Origin of the sequence: Serratia sp. JSRIV004 (assembly GCF_019968705.1) — a bacterium.
Lineage (GTDB): Bacteria > Pseudomonadota > Gammaproteobacteria > Enterobacterales > Enterobacteriaceae > Chania > Chania fonticola_B.
In genome coordinates this window covers 5714816-5735092 of sequence record NZ_CP074140.1, presented here as the reverse complement: position 1 = coordinate 5735092, position 20277 = coordinate 5714816, and the positions used below count along the sequence as shown (strand labels likewise).

The 20277-nt window shown below is 52.7% G+C and carries 18 protein-coding genes, 1 pseudogene and 1 riboswitch; of the genes and pseudogenes, 7 read left to right on the top strand and 12 right to left on the bottom strand.

Annotation, left to right across the window (positions count from 1 at the left end; genetic code table 11):
• Positions 1 to 12: 12 nt before the first annotated feature.
• A complete protein-coding gene (locus KGP21_RS27235; RefSeq protein WP_094982420.1) occupies positions 13 to 939 on the top strand; it encodes a fimbrial protein in 927 nt (308 codons plus the stop codon).
• Positions 940 to 1090: 151 nt separating this feature from the next.
• On the opposite strand, the gene KGP21_RS27230 is transcribed toward KGP21_RS27235, so the two are convergent.
• From KGP21_RS27230 to KGP21_RS27180, 11 genes are all read right to left on the bottom strand, one after another.
• Complete coding sequence (locus KGP21_RS27230) at positions 1091 to 2455, bottom strand: cation-efflux pump (protein ID WP_094982419.1); 1365 nt, start codon at positions 2453 to 2455, stop codon at positions 1091 to 1093.
• A gap of 318 nt (positions 2456 to 2773) precedes the next feature.
• On the bottom strand, positions 2774 to 2845 hold the full coding sequence (gene mgtS, locus KGP21_RS27225) for a protein MgtS (protein WP_245208526.1): 72 nt from the start codon (positions 2843 to 2845) through the stop codon (positions 2774 to 2776).
• A gap of 286 nt (positions 2846 to 3131) precedes the next feature.
• A riboswitch (M-box (ykoK) riboswitch) is annotated at positions 3132 to 3303 on the bottom strand.
• 239 nt (positions 3304 to 3542) lie between these two features.
• Positions 3543 to 4895: a glutathione-disulfide reductase gene (gene gorA / locus KGP21_RS27220; protein WP_166733629.1), complete on the bottom strand. Its 1353-nt coding sequence runs from the start codon at positions 4893 to 4895 to the stop codon at positions 3543 to 3545.
• Between the two features lie 123 nt (positions 4896 to 5018).
• The gene (locus KGP21_RS27215; protein ID WP_059199417.1) at positions 5019 to 5807 is read right to left on the bottom strand and encodes a DeoR/GlpR family DNA-binding transcription regulator; all 789 of its coding nucleotides are present in this window, start codon (positions 5805 to 5807) and stop codon (positions 5019 to 5021) included.
• A 128-nt stretch (positions 5808 to 5935) separates the two neighbouring features.
• The gene (gatD, locus tag KGP21_RS27210) at positions 5936 to 6985 is read right to left on the bottom strand and encodes a galactitol-1-phosphate 5-dehydrogenase (RefSeq protein ID WP_059199418.1); all 1050 of its coding nucleotides are present in this window, start codon (positions 6983 to 6985) and stop codon (positions 5936 to 5938) included.
• Positions 6986 to 7036: 51 nt separating this feature from the next.
• A complete protein-coding gene (locus KGP21_RS27205) occupies positions 7037 to 8419 on the bottom strand; it encodes a galactitol-specific PTS transporter subunit IIC (protein WP_021807401.1) in 1383 nt (460 codons plus the stop codon).
• Positions 8420 to 8422: 3 nt separating this feature from the next.
• Positions 8423 to 8707, bottom strand: a complete 285-nt coding sequence (gene gatB, locus KGP21_RS27200) for a PTS galactitol transporter subunit IIB (RefSeq protein WP_021181786.1) — start codon at positions 8705 to 8707, stop codon at positions 8423 to 8425.
• Complete coding sequence (gene gatA / locus KGP21_RS27195) at positions 8704 to 9201, bottom strand: PTS galactitol transporter subunit IIA (RefSeq protein WP_021807402.1); 498 nt, start codon at positions 9199 to 9201, stop codon at positions 8704 to 8706. The genes gatB and gatA overlap by 4 nt, the downstream gene beginning before the upstream one ends.
• Positions 9194 to 10495, bottom strand: coding sequence for a tagatose-bisphosphate aldolase subunit GatZ (gene gatZ / locus KGP21_RS27190; protein WP_223536630.1), 1302 nt, complete (start codon positions 10493 to 10495; stop codon positions 9194 to 9196). Before gatZ ends, gatA begins: the two co-directional genes overlap by 8 nt.
• Before the next feature lie 450 nt (positions 10496 to 10945).
• Positions 10946 to 11800: a tagatose bisphosphate family class II aldolase gene (locus tag KGP21_RS27185; RefSeq protein WP_223536628.1), complete on the bottom strand. Its 855-nt coding sequence runs from the start codon at positions 11798 to 11800 to the stop codon at positions 10946 to 10948.
• 192 nt (positions 11801 to 11992) lie between these two features.
• The gene (locus KGP21_RS27180) at positions 11993 to 12835 is read right to left on the bottom strand and encodes a 23S rRNA (adenine(2030)-N(6))-methyltransferase RlmJ (RefSeq protein ID WP_021181782.1); all 843 of its coding nucleotides are present in this window, start codon (positions 12833 to 12835) and stop codon (positions 11993 to 11995) included.
• A 302-nt stretch (positions 12836 to 13137) separates the two neighbouring features.
• Here KGP21_RS27180 and KGP21_RS27175 point away from each other — a divergent pair, with 302 nt between their 5' ends.
• From KGP21_RS27175 to KGP21_RS27165, 3 genes are read left to right on the top strand one after another with little or no spacing between them, the layout of a single operon-like run.
• Positions 13138 to 13518, top strand: coding sequence for a hypothetical protein (locus tag KGP21_RS27175; protein WP_223536626.1), 381 nt, complete (start codon positions 13138 to 13140; stop codon positions 13516 to 13518).
• Positions 13406 to 14014: a hypothetical protein gene (locus KGP21_RS27170; protein WP_223536624.1), complete on the top strand. Its 609-nt coding sequence runs from the start codon at positions 13406 to 13408 to the stop codon at positions 14012 to 14014. Before KGP21_RS27175 ends, KGP21_RS27170 begins: the two co-directional genes overlap by 113 nt.
• Positions 14011 to 14496 carry a hypothetical protein gene (locus tag KGP21_RS27165; RefSeq protein ID WP_223536622.1) on the top strand — a complete coding sequence of 162 codons (486 nt, stop codon included), beginning with the start codon at positions 14011 to 14013 and terminating at the stop codon, positions 14494 to 14496. The genes KGP21_RS27170 and KGP21_RS27165 overlap by 4 nt, the downstream gene beginning before the upstream one ends.
• Before the next feature lie 31 nt (positions 14497 to 14527).
• On the opposite strand, the pseudogene KGP21_RS27160 reads toward KGP21_RS27165, so the two are convergent.
• Positions 14528 to 15011, bottom strand: a pseudogene (locus KGP21_RS27160) (Hcp family type VI secretion system effector).
• A gap of 424 nt (positions 15012 to 15435) precedes the next feature.
• Here KGP21_RS27160 and prlC point away from each other — a divergent pair.
• The 3 genes from prlC to KGP21_RS27145 all read left to right on the top strand — a co-directional run bounded on the left by prlC (position 15436) and on the right by KGP21_RS27145 (position 20256).
• Positions 15436 to 17478, top strand: coding sequence for an oligopeptidase A (prlC, locus tag KGP21_RS27155; RefSeq protein ID WP_021181777.1), 2043 nt, complete (start codon positions 15436 to 15438; stop codon positions 17476 to 17478).
• Between the two features lie 8 nt (positions 17479 to 17486).
• Entirely contained in the window at positions 17487 to 18233 is a 747-nt protein-coding gene (gene rsmJ, locus KGP21_RS27150) for a 16S rRNA (guanine(1516)-N(2))-methyltransferase RsmJ (protein ID WP_059199427.1), read from the top strand.
• A 130-nt stretch (positions 18234 to 18363) separates the two neighbouring features.
• Complete coding sequence (locus KGP21_RS27145) at positions 18364 to 20256, top strand: bifunctional UDP-sugar hydrolase/5'-nucleotidase (RefSeq protein ID WP_223538550.1); 1893 nt, start codon at positions 18364 to 18366, stop codon at positions 20254 to 20256.
• The last annotated feature ends 21 nt before the right edge of the window (positions 20257 to 20277 follow it).

The following is a 20277-nucleotide window of genomic DNA, read 5'->3' as shown; positions in this document are numbered from 1 at the left end:
ATGAGTGTTTTTATGGAAAAAATCATATTAATAATATTATTGATGGGATGCTCTTTTAATAGTTTGGCAACTACGTGTATAGATTTGACTGGTCAGACTATAAGTGATAAAGACGAGAGCGTCGTGAATGTCTATGTTGATATTAGGCCGAGTATTTCTGCTGGGGAAAACATGGTAGTAAACCTTTCCAACTCTATCAGTTGTAAAGATCGCTACAAAATTAATGGTGGGAACGGGAGCCCCGTTTTTTTTTATTTTGCACGCAACTCAGGCTTCACGGGGGAACTATCTAAATATGCTGGTTATTTAGAATTCGTTAGAACTAAGTATTCATTGCCGTTAGGTACCGAAACTTTCTCATATTTTTCTTCTAACTATAATTATACACCACTCTCCGCTAAGCTTATTATTACGCCTGACTCATCTGCCAGAGGAGTTGTGATACCAGCTGGGAGCAATTTTGCTGTTTTGTATGTGCATATGATGGATAGAGGCCCTGATAATAACGGCCCTGTAACACTCGAAACGTACACATGGAATCTAATAGCTAATAACAGTGTCGTCATTCCTACAGGAACCTGCGATGTTTCAGCACGTAATGTTACGGTCTCATTACCTGATTATCCTGCTAGTACTCCTGTGCCCATTTCTGTAAATTGTTTGAAAAATCAACAGTTGAGCTACTACCTTTCAGGAACGACTGAGGATGCCGGCAACACCGTTTTCCGCAATACGGCTTCAGCCTCTGCCGCACAAGGGGTTGGCATACAGATAACGGGCAACGGCAAGGTTATCCCTGCGAACAGTAATGTATCACTGGGTAACGTTGGAGAATCGTCAGTGGAGCTTGGGTTAACGGCGAGCTATGCACGTACCAGTGGGCCGTTGACCGCAGGAAACGTTCAGTCAATCATTGGGGTGACGTTTGTTTACCAGTAAATGTTAGCGAATATTCCATGGCTATTTAAACCTTCTTAACCCCCTGATGCTGGCAGCTCAGCATCGGGAGGCTTGGTTTTTTGGGGCACATCACACCGGCAATTTCTACTTCGATGCTGACTGTGCCCACTCCCTATTCCGCTGTGAGGGATCACAGCGGTTCAACATGCCCCACCACCCGCGATACCATCGGGAATTGTATTCTTAATTGCCGTTCAATATGGTCCACCGCATCGTGCACCGCAGAAATCGACAAGGCTGGAAGGGCCCGACAGTGAAAATTCACAATCACGCCCTGTGGCGTTTCTCGCGCACGGATATCATGGATATCTTGCACCAATCCGCTGTTTTGCGCCGAAACCGTCAATGCTTGTTCAATCCTTGCCAGTTCGCCGTGTTCCACATCCTGGCTAGTTAGCCAATCCAGCATCTGGGGCTCCAGGTGGGTTTCAATCTCGGTATTTTCGCCCAAGGTCTGGCGTAGAGCCTCCTCCACCTCGCTGGCAATATCATGCGCCTGCTCTACGCTGGCATTGGCCGGAACCAGCAGATCCATCCCGATCGCCACACGGTCTGCCAATTGTTGTAGCGAAAGGCTCTGTACCACGGCCCCATGGTTGGCGGCCAGCATGCGAATACGGGTTGCCAGATCTTCATCACTTCTGGCTTGAGGGATGGCAATCACCCTCACTTCCGAGTTGGCGTATTGCTGCGCAAGTTTGGCGGTAATCGCCAGCTTCAATTCCTTGATCCGCTCAAGCGGTAGCGTACGGCATACCCCAACGCTCACCTCGATAAACAGCGTGGCTCCACCACTGCGCAGACGAATATTCTCCGTAGACAGCACCGCGGGGAAGTCATTAAGTATGGCAGCGATATCTTCCCGCGTGCCAGCAGGTGCAGTATCAATCAGGGAATCAAAGGAGCGTTTCCCCAGCTTCAATGCGGCAGTCAGGATAAAGCAGGCGACGATCAGTGCTGCCAGCGCATCTGCACGGGCAAAACCAAAAAGCACAAAAACCATGCCCAACAGCACCACACCAGAAGACAACATATCGGAGAAGAAATGCAAAGCATCGGCTTCCAGAGCCGCGCTGTTGGTGGCTTTGGCCACGCGGTTCAAGGCTCGGACACGGAAGAAATCAACCACAATGGACACCAGCAGTACCGCAATCACTACCGGTGCAGCTACAATCTGGTTGGCCTCACCTATCAGGCTGCTTACTGCTTCAAAGATGATCCAACCGCCAGCCGCCAACAGGAGCAGTACCTCAAACAGTGCGGCCAGATTCTCAACCTTGCCATGACCGAAGTGATGGTCATCATCAGCAGGTTTATCGCTGACGCTCACCGCCCACCAGGTGATGCTGGTGGCTATAAAATCGGTAAATGAATGAATGCCTTCGGAGATCAGGCCAATACTGCCGGTAAATATACCTGTGATAAATTTACCTAACGCCAACAATCCGCTGATAATCATCGAGTTTCTGGCGACGGCCTGTTTTTTATTTTGCATAGCACAGCTCATAGTTGAATTAAAAAAAATCAGCGTTTAGTTTTTACGGAACATTGCCAGACAAAAGCGACGAGCAGCAAGCTTGCGGTCGCTGTCAGCAATAAACAGGAAAGAAAGGCAGTTTGACCGGTGGAATACAAATAAATCTCATTAATACCTACCGAGATCATAAAAATAGCGTACAGCAACCCAAGAATAAAAATTATCATCATTATCACGCGCGGTAAATACCGTCCGTTTTATTGCGGTTATTCATCCTCCCCGCAATGATTGATGAGGCTACGGGGAGGATGATGCTAGGCGGATCTTTTTCGTTCATTAGTCATCCCATTTGGTGCTCAGATAGGCTGCGATCAGCCCCAATGAGCTGATGAAAAACAAAAATCCCATAAAAAACATCATATTTCCCATAATCTTATCCTCGGTTAACTGTAATCGATAACGACCTCTGTGGTTAAAAGTAAGTGTGTAACGTAGTCTCTGGCTTCATTCACCGTCCTGGTGCCAGCGGCGGTGAAAAAGTCAGCGTTCAAAGCGTTAGCAATGGCTGACCCGCCTGTGCTGCTGGCGTGGTAGCGGTCATCGCTGAGGAGTCTGGAAGTGATTGACCCTATTGCTGTTTAAACTTCAACAGTGCATCGCATAGGGGAGTAAACCAAAGAGGGGGAGTGCAGAAAGCCTATCTCCGCGTCCAGGTTTTAGCACTATACAACGTATCTGAACAATCTCAGAAGTTACCTTGGGCTGAACCTTAATCCGATAAAGCCTGTCTTAACCTTGGGCATCTCTCGATGTCGTCAGATCAGTAACCTGTGTTTGTATAGGAGCCTCGCCAAACGAGATACTGCATATAACTACGCGGTGATTATAGGCGCGTTGGGAGCGATTGTGCTCGAAAATCGGCATCTCGTTGAGGTTATATTTAAGAAGTTATATTTAAAAGAACGATTTATCTTAATGAATGCTAATTTTGCAGTGATATAAACATTATGGCGGGGATATTCAATTGCCTTAATCAGCATTTATAAGCTGAATAAAAGCAAAAACCGACCTTTTACAGTCGGTTTTACAGTAAGGAATGCACCATTTACCGCATGGTCACGAATTCTTCCGCAGCGGTTGGGTGGATCGCCACGGTGTTGTCAAAGTCTTTCTTGGTCGCGCCCATCTTGATTGCCACGGCGAAGCCCTGCAGGATTTCATCCATGCCGAAGCCAATCCCGTGCAGACCAACAATCTTCTCTTCTTCGCCCACACACACCAGCTTCATACGGCATGGTTGGCGATGCTGAGTCACAGCGCTGTACATGGCGGTGAAGGACGATTTATAGACCTTCACTTTGTCCTCACCAAACTGCTCTTTCGCCTGCGGTTCGGTCAGGCCGATGGTGCCAATTGGCGGGTGGCTGAACACCACGGTGGCGATATTGCTGTAATCCAGGTGTTCGTCCGGCTTGTTGTTGAACAGGCGCTCAGACAGTCGACGGCCAGCGGCAACGGCAACCGGGGTCAGCTCAACCGCACCGGTGTTGTCACCTACCGCGTAGATGCCTTTCACGTTGGTGTTCTGGAATTTGTCGACCTCGATGTAACCTTTGGCATTGGTTTTCACGCCGGTGACCGCCAGGTTCAGATCGTCGGTCGCTGGTTCGCGGCCGATGGCCCAGACCAGGCTGTCCACGGTGAACTCTTTGCCGTTTTCCAACGCCAGCGTCAGGCTACCGTCGGCATTCTTGACGATGGATTTTGGAATGGATTCGGTGTGCAGGGTTGGCCCTTCGGTGTTCATCACCTCAACCAGGGTTTCTACAATCATCGGATCGAAGGTACGCAGCGGGGCGTGTTTACGCACGAACAGATGCGTTTCTGCTCCCAGCGCGTTCATCACACCGGCAATTTCTACCGCGATGTAGCCCGCACCCACTACTGCCACGCGTTTTGGCATGGCATCCAGCTCGAAGAAGCCGTCGGAGTCGATGCCGTATTCGGCACCTGGGATCGAAGGATGGCTTGGGCGGCCACCGGTCGCGATCAGAATATGGTCGGCAGTGATTTTCTCGCCGTTGACTTCTACGGTATGCGCGTCAATAAAGCGGGCAAAACCTTTGATCACGTCAACTTTGTTTTTACCCAGCACGTTGTCGTAGGAAGTATGAATACGATCGATGTAGGCGGTGCGGTTGGCGATCAGGCGTTTCCAGTCGAAGGCGTTAACGGTGGTATCGAAGCCGTAATCCGGGCCGTACTGGTGAATGGCCTCGGCGATTTGCGCCGCATGCCACATGACTTTTTTTGGGACACAACCCACGTTAACGCAGGTGCCGCCAAGCTCTTTGGCTTCAATCAGTGCGCATTTCTGGCCATACATGGCTGCCCGGTTGATCGATGCGATACCGCCGCTGCCGCCGCCAATTGCTAGATAATCGTAATGTTTCGTCATCTGGGTTTTCCATGAGTTGTGTGATTCGAGAAGGGTAAGAGTTTAACGCCTGACTGGGGGTTGTCGCAAAGATTGCGTCGATGGCTGTAATAGGCAGAGGCTTGATCCTCTGCCCGGTTGATTTTACACGATAACCAGTTCGGGTTTTGCCCGATCGAGCGCTTGGCGATCGGCACTGCTGATGCCAGTATCGGTAATGATCATGTCGATCTGGCTCATCGACAGCACCAGGTTGAAACCCCGGCGGCCGAACTTGGTAGAGTCGACCACCGCGACTACGCGCTTGGCTGCCTGAGCCATCACGCCGCTGATAGAGTAGCCTTCATTAAAGGTGGTGATGCCGTTGGTGGCGTCCAACCCGTCGGCCCCGACGAACATCACGTCACCGGCAATGCCCTGTAAGGAGAGCTCCGCGATGGAGCCGTGCATGGAGCGCGTCTTATGGCGCAGCGTGCCACCACACAGCACCAGCGTGATGTCTTTATTGTCGGAGAGCGCAAAGGCGGCGGGCAGGTTATTGGTGATCACCGTGATATTGCCCATCTTCACCAGCTCTTCGGCGATCAGCATGGTGGTGCTGCCGCTGTCGAGGATCACCGTATCGCCGGGGTTGACCATCGCTGCTGCCTTTAAGGCAATGCGTTTTTTCGGGTCTTTGGCCAGCTGGTAGCGTTCCTCCAGGATGACCTCACCGGTGGTTTTCGGCGCCTCGGCCTCCTGCTCCAACTGGCTGCCCGGCCTGGCGGCACCGCCGTGGAAGCGGATCAGCAGGCCTTTTTCTTCCAGCAGGCGCAGGTCAGCGCGGATGGTTACCTCAGAAATTCCGAAGGAATTCGAAAGATCGCTGACCAAGATGCTGCCGTTCTGCTGAACCAAGTCGACAATTTTGTTTCGTCTTTCAAAAGAGTTCATCATCCTGACCTATCGAAATGTTTTGCTTTTATTTTATGCGAAAGGGATATGAAAGGGGAGCATAAAGATCAAGGAGATGGGATTTGAGGCAAAATAATGGCTGCACCAGGGCAGCCATTGGCTAAATATCACTCTTCGCCGAGCTTAAGCATGATTTTTCCCTGCATCGGCATACCGGCCAGGGCCGCAACGCTGGCGGCGTATTGCTGCGGGCGATCGATGCTGGCAATCAACGGCTCCAGAGCCAAATCTGCCGATTGGAACAGCTTCATGGCCTGCTGCCACTCTTCCCCTGGCCACGGGGCCGAATAGTTCATCCAACTGCCCAGCAGCGTTAGCTCCTTGCGCAGGATCTGGCTAAAGGTGCTGTAAGACAGGTGCAGATCCTTATGGAGAGTCCCCACCAGCGCGATTTGTGCCCGTGGCCCGGCGATATCCAGCGCCAGGCCAACCGTTTGTGGCGTGCCGGCGGTTTCCAGGATCAACTGATCAAAACGCCTTTCCTGCAAGCGTTCGGCTATCTGGGCGGGACTGAGTTCTGCGCTGTTAAACGCGTTTTCTGCGCCGATCTGGCGTGCCAGCTTGAGCCGGTCGTCATTGATATCGATCGCCGTGACGCTGCGTGCGCCCATCGCGCGGGCACATTGGATCGCCAGTTGGCCGATGGTGCCGGCACCAATGATGATCACCTCTTTGCCTTGGCAGCCCCCAGCCAACTGAATGGCATGCAGGCCGACGGTGATAGGCTCAATAAACGCCCCCTGCAATAAGCTGACGTTGGCAGGCAATTTCACCAGATTGGCGCGTTTGACCACGATAAACTCGGCGTTGCCGCCATGGCTGCGTGAACCGACGAACTGGTAATGCTTACACAGCGAATAGTAATGGCGCTGGCACTCCGGGCAGTTAAAGCATGGCAACAAAGGAACGCAGGCCACGGCATCATGCTGTTGCAGATCGGTAACCCGATCGCCACAGGCCACGACCCGGCCACTGAACTCATGCCCCAGGGTAATCGGGTAGAAATGCGCTCCCTTGGCGAATATGCGGGGGATATCCGAACCGCATAGCCCGGAATAAGCCACCCGAACCAACACCTCATCGGCGGCCTCAATAGCAGGGGCGGGGCGTTCTTCAACGCGCACTTCTCCCTCCGTGTGGATCACGACTGATTGCATAACTTGAACTCCGTAGAAATAGAGAGGGGGGAGATAAGCTCCCCCGAAGGATCAGGACATAGCGTTGAGGCTTTGGGCGGCCTGTTGCTTGGCGGTGGCTTCAGCCTGGGCAAATTGACGGGCACGGCGCCAGGTGAGGAACACCCCAATGGCGTAAATGACGCCGATAACCACCAGACCCACCACGTTTTGCCAGGTGAGCAGTTGGATCAGCAGGTAGGTGATCGGTGAGCCGCCTTGGTCCATGGAGGCCACCACTCCGCCCGCTTTCAGGGCACCGGCATTGGCCGCCAGTTGGGTATGTAGCCCGATGGTTTGGGTCGCGATCCACAGCGTGATGCTCATGATGATAAAGCCCGAGATCAGCGTGCGGAACAGGTTGCCCTGATGTACCGCGACGGCGAGGGCCACAAAGAAGCCGATGGTTGCCAGATCGCCGAACGGCAGCACCTGGTTACCTGGGACGATCACGGCGATCAGAATGGTCAGCGGGATAAAGATCAGGCTGGCGGAGACCACGGCGGTATGGCCCAGCAGCAGCGCCGGATCGAGGCCGATAAGGAACTCCTGGCCACCAAAGCGTGCTTGCAGGCGTTTACGAGCGTGCTTGGCGATCGGCGTCAGGCCATCCATGATCGGTTTGATCACCCGTGGCATCAGCAGCATCACGGCAGCGGTTTTCACCGCCAGTTGCAGAATGCCCTTCAGGTCATAACCGGCCAGCGCACCGATAATCAGCCCCATCACAAAGCCGACGGTCACCGGCTCGCCGAACGGGCCAAAGCGTTTCTGTACGTCGTCCGCGCTGAAGTGAATACGGTTCAGGCCGGGGATCTTCTCGATAATGGTGTCCACCAGTACGGCGATCGGCCCCATATAGGCGGAGGTGCCGTGCGGAATGGCAATCCCTTCCAGCCCGAAGAAGTCGCGGGTGTCTTTGGCGAACCAATCCCCCAGCTTGTAGACGAAGGCGGCATGCACCACCACGCCCAGCATACCCAGCCAGTATGAGCCGGTGGCCAGATGCACCATGGCACCGGTAAAGGTCATATGCCAGATGTTCCAGATATCCACGTTAACCACGCGGGTCATACGCATCAGCAGCATCACGATGTTGACCGCAATCGCAACCGGGATGGCGATCAGGGCAATCTGTGAGGCCCAGGTCATTGGTGATGAGCCTGGCCAGCCGATATCCACCACGTGCAGGTTGATCTGGAACTGTTCGGCCATCGATTTTGCTGCGGGGCCGATCGAGTCCAGCATCAGGCCGATAACCAGCCCGATACCGACAAAGCCAATGCCGATATGAATGCCGGATTTAAATGAATCCCCTAACTTCATCCCTAAAATCAGCGAGAAGATGATGATCACGATGGGCAGCATCACCGTAGGGCCGAGATCGAGGATGTAACGCATGATGTCGGTAAACATGGGCTACTCCGTCAGAATGGTGAGTATTTTTTGTTTCAGCGCATCGATGCCGACGCCGGAAATAAACGGCATGCCGTGGACCAACGGTATATCGCCAAACTGCCGGTCGACACGGGCGGTGGTGCAGATCAAATCGGCATCGTCCATATAGGTTTCAATCTCGGTCACGCGGCACTGCACCAAATCCAACTCGATGTTGTGCTCCGCGCACAGCTCTTTGATCTCTTCTGCGGCCATGGTCGAGGTGGCAACGGCACCGCCGCAGGCAACGATAATTTTACGTTTCACAGTGTGGCTCCTTCATATTCTGTTTTTTGTTGTGGTCGGGAGGGCGGAGTGAAAACCCGCTGGGCAAAAATTTCGCCCAATTGGTCCTCGGGGGCGGTCAGTAGCGCAGTGATAAACTCGGGGTGCTGCAACTGGCCAAACAGCGTGCGCAGTAAAACCAACTGCGCAGCCGGGTCGGTGACGATCAGCGCGATAATCAGCGCAACGTCGATCGTGCCGTCATCATCCGCCTGAGCGAAGGGAACGGCATGGTCAGGGCGGATCAGATAAATAGCCGGAGCACGTGCATGCTCCGCTTCACAGTGGGGGATGGCGACCGCGTGCTGCTCAAGGGCTATGCCGGTGGGATAAGCGCTCTCACGCACCAGCAACGCCTGCGGGTAGCTGTTGTGAACGACCCCGGCGTTGAGCATGGTGACGCCAATGTGCTCCAGCGCCTGCTGCGCGTCGGCAAAGCTGATGCCAGTGCGAACGAACAGTTGGCTGTTATGCATGGACCATCTCCTCGGCGTTTTTAGCCCGCTCTGCGGGGGCACAGCCGAAGCGATAAGCGCGCAGCACATCCTGAATCTTGTCGATCATCAGTGCGTGGGGTTGCTTCGCCAGTTTGCGCTCCATCACGCGCTGATATTGCAGCGGGAAGTATTGGCTAAGCAGGCCCGCGGGGATCTCTTGCTGGTCGAGGTTATTGAGCAGCGTCGTCATACTTTGGGCAATACGCGGATGAGGCCAGTAGTAGCGGATACGATCCGACAGGCTGAAATGCAGGTCGATCAGCGAGCGGCTGAACGTCGGGTGATAATACTTTTTCCAGTAATCCGGTTCGTCGAGCATTACGGCGTCAATCACCGCCAGGATCTGGCTGCGTTTTTCCGGGGCAATCAGGGCCTGTTCGATATTGGCCAAGGCAAACACCGCTTCGCGTAGGGCAAACGTCAGGGCCGGGCCAACCTTGAGAATGGCGAAGTGATCGCGCACCAGTTGCTGATAGGCTTCACGCGTTTGATAATCGGTAGAGTGCGCCTCATAAACCAACGGCGTGGTGGTAATAAATTGGGAGAGCTCACGGGCAAGCTGTGGTTGGTAGGCGATCGCTTGTGAGTGGTCGAACTCCACCCCTGGCTGCACTACCACGGCGATGATCCTCGGGATCGCCGCTGCCAACCCAGCCTTGCGGAACGCCTGATAGTGAGTTTCCAGCGTGGCGGCGGCATCCGTCGCGTGAGTGATATGTACGCTGCCAATGGCGGAAGACTCTCCGCCTGGAACCGGCACCTCGGTCCCAATCACATAGGTTAGCTGCTGTTTTTGCTCTGGGGTAGCGACCCGTTCGGCGACCTGGCACAAACGGGCGGCGCGTTCTGCCACCACATTGGGATCTAACGGGATCGGATCGTCGGCGCAGGACATGGATGCATCCAGATGGATCTTGCTGAATCCGGCGGTAACGTAGTCGGCGATCAGCACTTCCGCTTTCGCCATTGCGCTGGCGGCGGGTTCATTTTGCCAACAGTTCGGGCCTAGATGGTCGCCCCCTAACAGCAGCCGGGAGAGCGGAAAGCCGACGGTTGCCGCAATATCGCAGACAAACTGCCGGAAATCCGCCGGTTTCATGCCGGTGTAACCGCCAAACTGATTAACCTGGTTGGATGTGGCCTCGATCAGCACCTGGCGATCGCTGTGCAGATCCAGGCGTAATGCGGCCTCAATGACTAATGGGTGTGCCGAACAGACAGAGCAGATCCCGATCGGCTCCCCTGCTTTATGTCGTGCGATGATATTTTTCATTTTACCCTCCGTTTTCTTACGAATATAATCGTAATGTTTCGAAAGGTTAGCAATGCACTTTTCTATTATTCGTGATCAAGATCGAAAACTTTACCGCTATTTTTCCGTGCTAGTGCTTTCAGTGTGAGGAAATAAGTTAACGAGCAGGATAGGTTTAGTTATTTAAAATCAGTTAATTATAGAGGATTGATAAAGAGAGGCGTCGGCATACGCAATAAAGTGAAAGCCGTTATTGTGACGAGAGGATGTCCTCACTCCAACCCTCTCCCATAGGGAGAGGGAGTGGTCCGGCGTTGTGGTTGGGAATGGAGTGCATTGTTGGATCGCCTCAATTGCCCTTCTTTGTGGGAGTTGGTGAGGTAGTATGCAAGGCTTAATTTGTAGCACGTGCTGTCCCCTCTCCCTGTGGGAGAGGGTTAGGGTGAGGGGCCGTTACCATGCTGGTGTATTTCACAGCCTGCCTTCGCAGCCACAAACCTGAATCACCTTTTGCACCACCTGCTGCATCGCCAGCTTGGCGGGCTGCATATAGTGGCGCGGATCGTTGGCCTGCGGATGCTCCGCCAGATGCTGTTTCAGCGCATCGGAAAAGGCGATTTTAAGCTCCGTCGCCACGTTCACCTTGCAGACACCCAGCCGAATCGCCTGCTGAATATCGGCGTTCGGCAAACCCGACGCACCATGCAGCACCAATGGCACGCTGACCCTGTCGCGGATCTGTCCAAGGCGGATGAAATCCAGCTCTGGCTTGCCCTGGTAAAGCCCATGTGCCGTACCAATCGCCACCGCCAGTGAATCGATGCCGGTGGAACGCACAAACTCCTCGGCCTGTTGCGGCGAGGTATAGCGGGCATCCTTGGCATCGACGCTGATGCCATCTTCAACGCCACCAAGCCGCCCCAGCTCTGCCTCAACGCTGACATCATAACGATGGCAAAACTCGGTCACCTGCCGCACCAGGGCGACATTTTCCGCAAAGGGCAGATGCGAGCCATCAATCATGGCCGAGCGGATCCCAGCATGCACTTTGGTTTCAATATCTTGCAGGGTTTCATGGTGATCCAGATGTACCGCCAGTGGGATGCGGTATTCGGCGGCCAACTGTTTGACAATGGCGACCACGTTAGCCGTTCCCGCATAGAGATAGGTGCCGGGCGTACCGGCCAGGATCACCGGCGAGCGCATGTGCGCGGCGGTTTCAGCCACCACCTGCATGGTTTCCAGGTTATGAATGTTGAAGGCCGGTACGGCATAGCCCTGTTGTTGTGCCTTCTGCAGCATATTGTTGGTCGAAATGATGTACACCGCCTGCCTCCTGTTTTCCTTGGTTACGTTATCTTTCGATGATCATCATCTAATCGAAAGGTAAAATAAGCAAACAGTTATTTTGCGGTTGTGATGAGGATCGGCAAAAGATCGGGGGAAAATGAGGCTGAAGCAGGGGGGATGGAGAAGGGAAAAGTGGATGGCCGCCCAGGCAGGCGACCATCATCGAACTTATTCTGGTACGACCCAGTTCACCAGGTGGTGACCGATACCGGACGGCACCAGTACCTTGTGTAGCCACGGCAGCACGTTGTTCATCTGCTGTTCCAGCTTCCAAGGTGGGTTAATCACGATCATGCCTGAAGCCGTCATCCCGCGTTGATCGCTGTCGGGTTTCACCGCCAGCTCAATTTGCAGGATACGGCGGATGCCGGTCGCTTCCAGCTCTTTGAGCATGCGTTTGATCTGCTGGCGCATCACCACCGGATACCACAGGGCATAGGTGCCGGTAGCAAAACGTTTGTAGCCTTCCTGAATACCTTTCACCACGTCTTGATAATCGGTTTTCATCTCATACGGTGGGTCCATCAGGATCAGGCCACGGCGTGACGGAGGTGGCAACTGCGATTTTAGCTGCTGGTAGCCATCGGCACGCTGCACTTTGGCGCGCTCGTCTTTCTGGAATTCGTTACGCAACAGCGGGAAATCACTTGGGTGCAGCTCTGTCAGATGGATTTTATCCTGCGGGCGCAGCAACTGGCGAGCGATCAGCGGTGAGCCTGGGTAGTAACGCAGGGTGCCGGAACGGTTGAAGTTGTGCACTACGCTCATGTAGGCCGCCAGCTCTTCTGGCAGATCGTCACGTTGCCACAGCAGGCCGATGCCTTCCAGGTATTCCCCGGTGCGCTCGGCATGCTCACCGCTCAGCTGATAGCGCCCGGCACCGGAGTGGGTATCCAGGTACAGCAGCGGCTTATCTTTTTCTTTCAGCGCCTCAATGATCAGGCTCTGAACGGTGTGCTTGAGCACGTCGGCGTGGTTGCCGGCGTGAAAACTGTGGCGGTAACTTAACATGGCGTTTTGTGTTTCCTGATTTTCGAGTTATTTTCAATAAAATCAACTCATTAAATGCAAAAGAGTTCTGCGTGTTTACTGCAAACTCGTAGATCAACGAATTTAAGCTACCAAGTATAAACCGCCTTGCTGGTAAAAAGCGAAAAGCGTTGCAGCCTGCAGGGATCTACGCCGGTATAGTCAAGAATAGGTGATAGCTATGAGGAATTTGCCTTGATTGTTCTTTATACAATGCCGAATTTCAATTATATTAGTGGATGAGTAAATGGAAATACTTTCTTATAAGGCAACCGGAGGCCGCGATGAAAGATAGAATATACCCCAACTATCTCACGGGAAATAATTCCACTCTCTTCCCCACACCACCCGATCATGGCGCCTATGCCCGACGAATTGCGGAAGAAAAATTCCAGGCTTGTATGAATGCCGAACAGCGCCACATCATGCTGCTGACCAAAGAAGAAGCCTATGATGTTCTGGAGTGCTTTGGAGAGTTTGGCCGAGGCGATCGGCAGCATGATGAGGGTTTTCTAAATATCACACGTGATGAAGGGTTGGACTATCTGGGATATGCTGCAACCTATAGCGGCAACGCAAAGGATTTCTACTCTGCGGCGGACCTGGTCAGGAAGTTGGGGGGGCTTTGGGATTGCCGCCATCATTTATGTCGGAAGAAACGGTGAGAAGCTCATCAAGATCACCGGCTACCCAGGTATTAGACGGATCTTAAATGGAACGCGTTATTCGTTAAATAATATGCAGGTTGTACAAATTGGGGTCGGGGTAAAAGGGCTTAATCATACTGCTATACAGGGCATGAAATGGAGTATATATGTCTCTTTGGCCTACCGTAGCCTGGAGTTTATACTAAAGGATGAAAGCACTGCGGCTAGTTTTTTAGGAAATATAACTAGTGATATTGCCAAAGCGGTTGTCGTTACTGTTATCATGAGAGCAACATCGTCCGCGTTGTTAATAGGGGCGGCTGTTTCCTTAGGTGGTGCTATTATTGGTGTCGCCATTGTGGCGTTTTTTATTACGATGGGTCTAGAGTATTTAGACCGGGAGTATGGAATCACTAATAAAATTATAGAAAAAATAAAGGAAATGGAAGCGCAGACACCAAGAGTTTCAAGTGTGTTAGGAATAAATAGCCAAATTTTATACAATAAACCATGAAAAATAAATTAATAACCAACGTGGGCGAGACAGTTACAGTAAAAGAGCGTTTAAGTTCTTTGCTTGTCGCCGGGATTTTTTCTTTAGGTTGCATTTTTGCACCAAGTATTATTAGCAACTATATCATCAGCTTTACCTATCCTGATGTTGTTTCATTTAACAGGTTGGAAACTTTCATTTTAGCAATTATTCCTGCAAGTGCCGTATATTTCCTTATGTTTTTCCATTTGTCTATTACCGGCAAAAATTATCTAGCTAAATTCAAGCCTATACTTATTTACTCTTTACGCCTTACCGCTTTTTTGCTTGTTGTCGCCTTTATTTTTAATTGGCATTTTACCACAGTGTTGGATCAGCATGGCTATGGCACCTGTTGGAAAAGAAGCTTGTATTCGGAGACGCTCTATATCAAAGATGCCAGTGAATGTAAAAAAAGAGGAACCCAAGTGCTTAAAAGACCCAGCGCTGTTTATAGCCGTTAGGGCCTCTTGGTAAGAGAGACCCTGCTAGTCGTTAATAAACTCTGTCGTCCCATACGCTATAACCTGAGGTGCCAGCGATATGGTGTTGGCAAATAATATCTTTATAACGTACGGAAATAATTTCTTCGGGTTGTGCACTAGCATGCGTTAAGCAGTGGGGATAGTTTATGTTGAAATCTACGATGGTTGCCTCTCTGAGTTCGATCGTGTAGTACAACTCTTGGGCACCATTTTGTGATGTGCGGTAAAAATCAAATTTAAGGTTAAGCAACTCGTTATTAGAAATAGCCAGCAAAAACAAAGGAGATGATTTATCCTGCGGTTTAACAAAAATCACTGGGTTATGTATGCATCACATTCTCGCCCCGGCTGATGTTATGCGCGAGTTTAAGAACCAGCATCTGGTTTTCGTGGCCTAATTGGTGCTTGTTACCGATCGAATCCGCTGTAGAACACCCTGCCGATATCAACCCTTGTTGTTTTCCATTAATCGTTGCGTAGATATTATTTGCCATGATGAACTCCTTGTCATGTAATTCGTGGCTGTGGTTGGTTAAAAATAGACAGAACCATTTTGTCTCAAAACAGCCTCAATTAACATGGTTTTTAGCGCACAGGCTGATTTTTTAGCTAGAAATAATAATTTTTATCAATAAATAAAAATGATTCATAAAGTGCATTATATGTATGTGAGCGTGTTGAGAAACGGGTATTAACGCAAATGAGAGCATTTTATAGGTACTTCGCGGGGTCGCTTTCCTACTTAATGTGATCGTGGCCTATCTTCCTCACTAAACGATCCGCGTGAGTGAAGAAACAGCTTCAATCACACGTATGACCATTGATTTTCCCGCTGGTTGGCACCATGTTAGAGAGAAGTTTATCTTTGTCTGGCCTGATGTGCGCATCGGGTCAACCACCCTAATCAGGACTGCCTCTATGACCAATGCGTTGCTGACACCGTTTGCCTTACCGCCGTTTTCTGCCATTCGCCCTGAAGATATCGTCCCCGCGGTGACATCCGCACTGGCCGACTGCCGTGCTGCGGTTGAGCGCGTCGTGGCACAACCAGGGCCGTTTACCTGGGAAAATCTGTGTCAGCCGCTGGCCGAATCTGACGATCGCCTGTCACGCATCTGGTCACCTGTTGGTCACCTAAACTCGGTGAAAAACAGCCCGGAACTGCGCGAAGCTTACGAGCAGGCGCTGCCGCTGCTTTCCGAATACGGTACTTGGGTGGGCCAGCATGAAGGGCTGTACCAGGCCTATCGTAATCTGAAAGACGGCGAAGGCTTTGCCAAACTGACCGCGCCACAGCGCAAGTCGGTAGAAAACGCGCTGCGTGATTTTGAGCTATCGGGCATTGGCCTGCCAAAGGAAAAACAAAAGCGTTACGGCGAGATCGTGGCGCGTCTGTCTGAACTGGGTTCGACCTACAGCAACAATGTGCTCGATGCCACCATGGGCTGGAGCAAGTTGATTACTGATGTGAATGAGCTGAGCGGCCTGCCGGAAAGCGCACTGGCCCAAGCCCAGGCGATGGCACAGGCCAAAGAGCAGGAAGGCTGGTTGCTGACGCTGGACATGCCGAGCTATTTGCCGGTGATGACCTATGCCGATAACCAGGCGCTGCGTGAAGAGATGTATCGCGCCTTCACCACCCGTGCCTCCGATCAGGGGCCGAATGCTGGTAAGTGGGATAACAGCGAAGTGATGGCGGAAACGCTGGCTCTGCGCCACGAACTGGCACAGCTGCTGGGTTTTGCCAGCTATGCGGACAAATCATTGGCGACCAAGATGGCAGAAAGCCCGGAGCAAGTGCTCGGTTTTCTGAGCGATCTGGCCAAGCGCGCTCGCCCACAGGCAGAGCAAGAACTGGCACAGCTACGAGCCTTTGCCAAACAGCACTATGGTGTGGATGAGTTAGAGGCTTGGGATATCAGTTATTACGGAGAAAAGCAGAAGCAACATCTGTTCTCCATCAGTGATGAGCAACTGCGCCCCTACTTCCCGGAACAGCGCGTGCTGGAAGGGCTGTTTGAAGTGGTTAACCGTATTTACGGTATCACCGCCAAAGAGCGTCAGGGTGTTGATACCTGGCATCCAGAGGTGCGTTTCTTCGATCTGTTCGATGCCAAAGGTGAACTGCGCGGCAGCTTCTATCTGGACTTGTATGCCCGCGAGAACAAGCGCGGTGGTGCATGGATGGATGATTGCGTCGGTAGCCTGCGCAAAGCCAATGGCGAATTGCAAAAACCGGTTGCCTATCTCACCTGTAACTTTAACCGCCCGCTGGGTGACCAGCCGGCGCTGTTTACCCATAACGAAGTCACCACGCTGTTCCATGAGTTTGGCCACGGTCTGCACCATATGCTGACGCAGATCGATACCGCCGGGGTTTCTGGCATCAACGGTGTGCCTTGGGACGCGGTGGAGCTGCCAAGTCAGTTTATGGAAAACTGGTGCTGGGAGCCGGAGGCATTGGCGTTTATCTCTGGTCACTTCCAGACCGGCGAACCACTGCCGAAAGCCCTGCTGGACAAAATGCTGGAAGCGAAAAACTATCAGGCGGCGCTGTTTATCCTGCGTCAGCTGGAGTTTGGCCTGTTCGATTTCCGTATGCACGCCGAATACAGCCCGGAAAAAGGGGCGCAGATCCTGCCAACCCTGGCCGAGGTGAAGAAAATGGTGGCGGTGATCCCTTCGCCGAGCTGGGGCCGTTTCCCACACGCATTCAGCCATATCTTTGCCGGTGGCTATGCGGCGGGTTACTACAGCTACCTGTGGGCGGAAGTGTTGTCGGCAGACGCCTACTCGCGTTTTGAAGATGAAGGGATTTTCAACGCTGAAACCGGTCAATCCTTCCTCGATAACATCCTGTCACGCGGGGGTTCCGAAGAGCCGATGGAATTGTTCAAACGCTTCCGTGGCCGTGAACCGAAGCTGGATGCTATGCTGCGCCATTACGGTATAAAAGGGTAACCCGCCAAGTGAGCGTGTTTTTATTGTGTGAAGCAGGCGCCGATCCCGGCGCCTTGTCTATTTTGGCCGATCGTTGGCAGCTAACCAGCGACGAAAATGCGACGATGGCGCTGGTGCTGACGCCAGAACGGTTGGAGCTGCGCAAGCGCGATGAGCCAAAGCTTGGCGCTATCTACGTCGATTTTATCTCTGGCCCGATGGCCCATCGGCGGCGTTTCGGCGGTGGCCGTGGCGAAGCGGTGGCCAAAGCGGTAGGCATCAAAGGCAGCTATGTGCCTAACGTGGTGGATGCCACTGCCGGGTTAGGGCGTGATGCGTTTGTGTTGGCATCGCTGGGTTGCCAGGTTCGCATGTTGGAGCGCGATCCGGTCGTCGCTGCGTTGCTGGAAGATGGTTTGCAACGGGGCTATCAGGACGCGGAGATCGGTCTTTGGCTGCGTGAACGCATGACGTTGCTTCATGCCTCCAGCCTGACGGCGCTGAGCGATCTCGATCCACGCCCGGAAGTGGTGTACCTCGACCCAATGTATCCGCATAAGCAGAAGAGTGCGTTGGTGAAAAAAGAGATGCGGGTATTTCAGTCGCTGGTGGGCAGTGATGATGATGCCGACGGCTTGCTGGAGCCTGCCCGCAGGCTGGCGACCAAAAGGGTCGTGGTGAAACGACCGGACTATGCCCCTCCGCTGGCCGATGTTCCCGCTCATGCTGCCACGACCACCAAAAATCACCGTTTCGATATTTATATGCCGCTGTAAGATAAACGTGAGGGGGCAATCATTGAGCCTCCTCACATTTCCCATGTTCATTCTGCAATGTCACTGGTAACGCTGAGATGTGCGTCGCATAATCCTGTTTAATTACAATCAACTATAATGAAACAACATGATGAAAAAGACGCTGCTTTCCCTGCTGCTTTGCTTGAGTACCTCTGCCATGGCCGCTGAACCGGTAAATATCACCATTCTGGGCACCTCCGATCTGCATGGCACCTTTGTGCCTTGGGATTACTCTACCGACACCGAGAACCTGGCGGGCAGCCTCAGCCAGATAGCCACTCAGGTGCATAAAGTTCGTGCCCAGCAGCCGAACGTGATCCTGGTCGACGCCGGGGACACCATTCAGGGCAATTTTGTAGAAACCTTCAAGAACGACAAGACCAGCCCGATGATCCTCGGCTTTAACGCGCTGGACTATGACGTGTGGGTGATGGGCAACCACGAGTTCGATTTTGGCCTGAAGGCGCTGGCAACCCCACTCAGCCAGTTCAAAGGCACCGCGCTGGCGGGCAATATCGTCTGGGACAGCGGCAAGCCTTATCTGCCTGCCTATAAGATCGTTGAGCGCCAGGGGGTGAAGATTGGCATTATCGGCATGGATACGCCGATGACCGCTGAGTTTGCCAAGGGCACCGATCGTATCGACGGCCTGACGTTTACCGATCCGGTGCAGGCGGTGAAAAAGGTGATCCAGCAGATCCACGGCCAGGTGGATGCCATCGTGCTGGTGGCCCACATGGGGATCGATAATGAGAACCAGCGGCCAGGCACTGGCGTGGGCGATATCGCTCGAGCCAACCCGGAGCTGGCGGCGATCGTGGCCGGGCATATGCACGTCAAGGTGGATAAAGAGGTGATCAACGGCGTGATCGTCACCGAGCCGGACAAATACGGCCGTGCGCTGTCGCGTATCGATCTGCAATTTGAGCAGCAAAATGGCAAATACGTACTGATCAATAAAGACAGCTACACCTATCCGATCAAAGGCATCAGCTCCGATAAAAAGCTCGAAGAGATCTACCAACCGTTCCATACCATCCTGCGTGCCAATGCCAACCGGCCGATTGCGCAACTGACCGGTCAGGATCTGGTGCCGCCGGATGCGGTAAAAGGTATTCCACAGGTACATATTCAGGATACCGGCATCAGCGCCCTGTATCAGGAGGCTGCTCGTCACTACGCACCTAAGGCGCAGGTGATCGCGTTGCAGATTGATAACGACAGGCCGAAGCTGAACGTGGGCACCATCACCGCCAAGGATATCGCCTTCAACTATCAATATGCCGGTGGTGAAATCACCGTCTACCAGTTGACCGGTAAAGAGCTGAAAAAGTACATGGAGTGGTCAGCGGACTACTTCAACCAGCAGCATGATGGCGATGTCACCTACAGCTTTAACCCACAGCGTCGATCGTCCAAATACTCAACCAATGACTTCTTTGATGGTGTGACCTATACCATCGATCTGCGTAAACCCGTTGGGCAGCGCATCACCGAGTTGAAGTTGAACGACGGCACCCCAGTGACCGACAGCACGCCGATCCAGTTGGGGATGAACAGTTATCGCATGGGCCACCTGACGCAAAAAGGCGGCGTACTGGAAGGTATGCAGTTCCCGGTGCTGTCAGATACCAAGGCGGAATTTGGTGAGGAAGCGGGGACTATCCGTAATCTCACCATTCGCTATCTGACCGAGGTGAAGAAGGGTGAATACCAGGGCAAAGCGATGCACCGCTGGAAGCTGGTGGGGCTGGAAGGGTATGAACGTGAGCGCAAGATTGTGGACAAGTTGCTCAATGACGGCAAGATCAGCGTACCAACCACCGATGATGGGCGCTATACCAACGTAGCCTCCATCAACGTCAAAGAATTACTGTTTAGCGATCCGCAAAAGATGAAGCAGCAGGTTGCGGCACTGCAACAACAGGCGCAAGCAGCGACCGATCCGGTCATCAAACAGCGGCTCAACGATCGGTTGATGATTATCGAAGCCATTAATTGAGGTAATACTCAGTTAACCAGA

What these genes read in the sequence shown, in the direction of transcription:
- KGP21_RS27235 (WP_094982420.1), top strand. Translation starts at nt 13, where the DNA reads ATGGAAAAAATCATATTAATAATATTATTGATGGGATGCTCTTTTAAT.
- KGP21_RS27230 (WP_094982419.1), bottom strand. Translation starts at nt 2,455, where the DNA reads ATGCAAAATAAAAAACAGGCCGTCGCCAGAAACTCGATGATTATCAGC.
- gorA (WP_166733629.1), bottom strand. Translation starts at nt 4,895, where the DNA reads ATGACGAAACATTACGATTATCTAGCAATTGGCGGCGGCAGCGGCGGT.
- KGP21_RS27215 (WP_059199417.1), bottom strand. Translation starts at nt 5,807, where the DNA reads ATGAACTCTTTTGAAAGACGAAACAAAATTGTCGACTTGGTTCAGCAG.
- gatD (WP_059199418.1), bottom strand. Translation starts at nt 6,985, where the DNA reads ATGCAATCAGTCGTGATCCACACGGAGGGAGAAGTGCGCGTTGAAGAA.
- KGP21_RS27205 (WP_021807401.1), bottom strand. Translation starts at nt 8,419, where the DNA reads ATGTTTACCGACATCATGCGTTACATCCTCGATCTCGGCCCTACGGTG.
- gatA (WP_021807402.1), bottom strand. Translation starts at nt 9,201, where the DNA reads ATGCATAACAGCCAACTGTTCGTTCGCACTGGCATCAGCTTTGCCGAC.
- gatZ (WP_223536630.1), bottom strand. Translation starts at nt 10,495, where the DNA reads ATGAAAAATATCATCGCACGACATAAAGCAGGGGAGCCGATCGGGATC.
- KGP21_RS27180 (WP_021181782.1), bottom strand. Translation starts at nt 12,835, where the DNA reads ATGTTAAGTTACCGCCACAGTTTTCACGCCGGCAACCACGCCGACGTG.
- KGP21_RS27175 (WP_223536626.1), top strand. Translation starts at nt 13,138, where the DNA reads ATGAAAGATAGAATATACCCCAACTATCTCACGGGAAATAATTCCACT.
- KGP21_RS27170 (WP_223536624.1), top strand. Translation starts at nt 13,406, where the DNA reads ATGCTGCAACCTATAGCGGCAACGCAAAGGATTTCTACTCTGCGGCGG.
- KGP21_RS27165 (WP_223536622.1), top strand. Translation starts at nt 14,011, where the DNA reads ATGAAAAATAAATTAATAACCAACGTGGGCGAGACAGTTACAGTAAAA.
- prlC (WP_021181777.1), top strand. Translation starts at nt 15,436, where the DNA reads ATGACCAATGCGTTGCTGACACCGTTTGCCTTACCGCCGTTTTCTGCC.
- KGP21_RS27145 (WP_223538550.1), top strand. Translation starts at nt 18,364, where the DNA reads ATGAAAAAGACGCTGCTTTCCCTGCTGCTTTGCTTGAGTACCTCTGCC.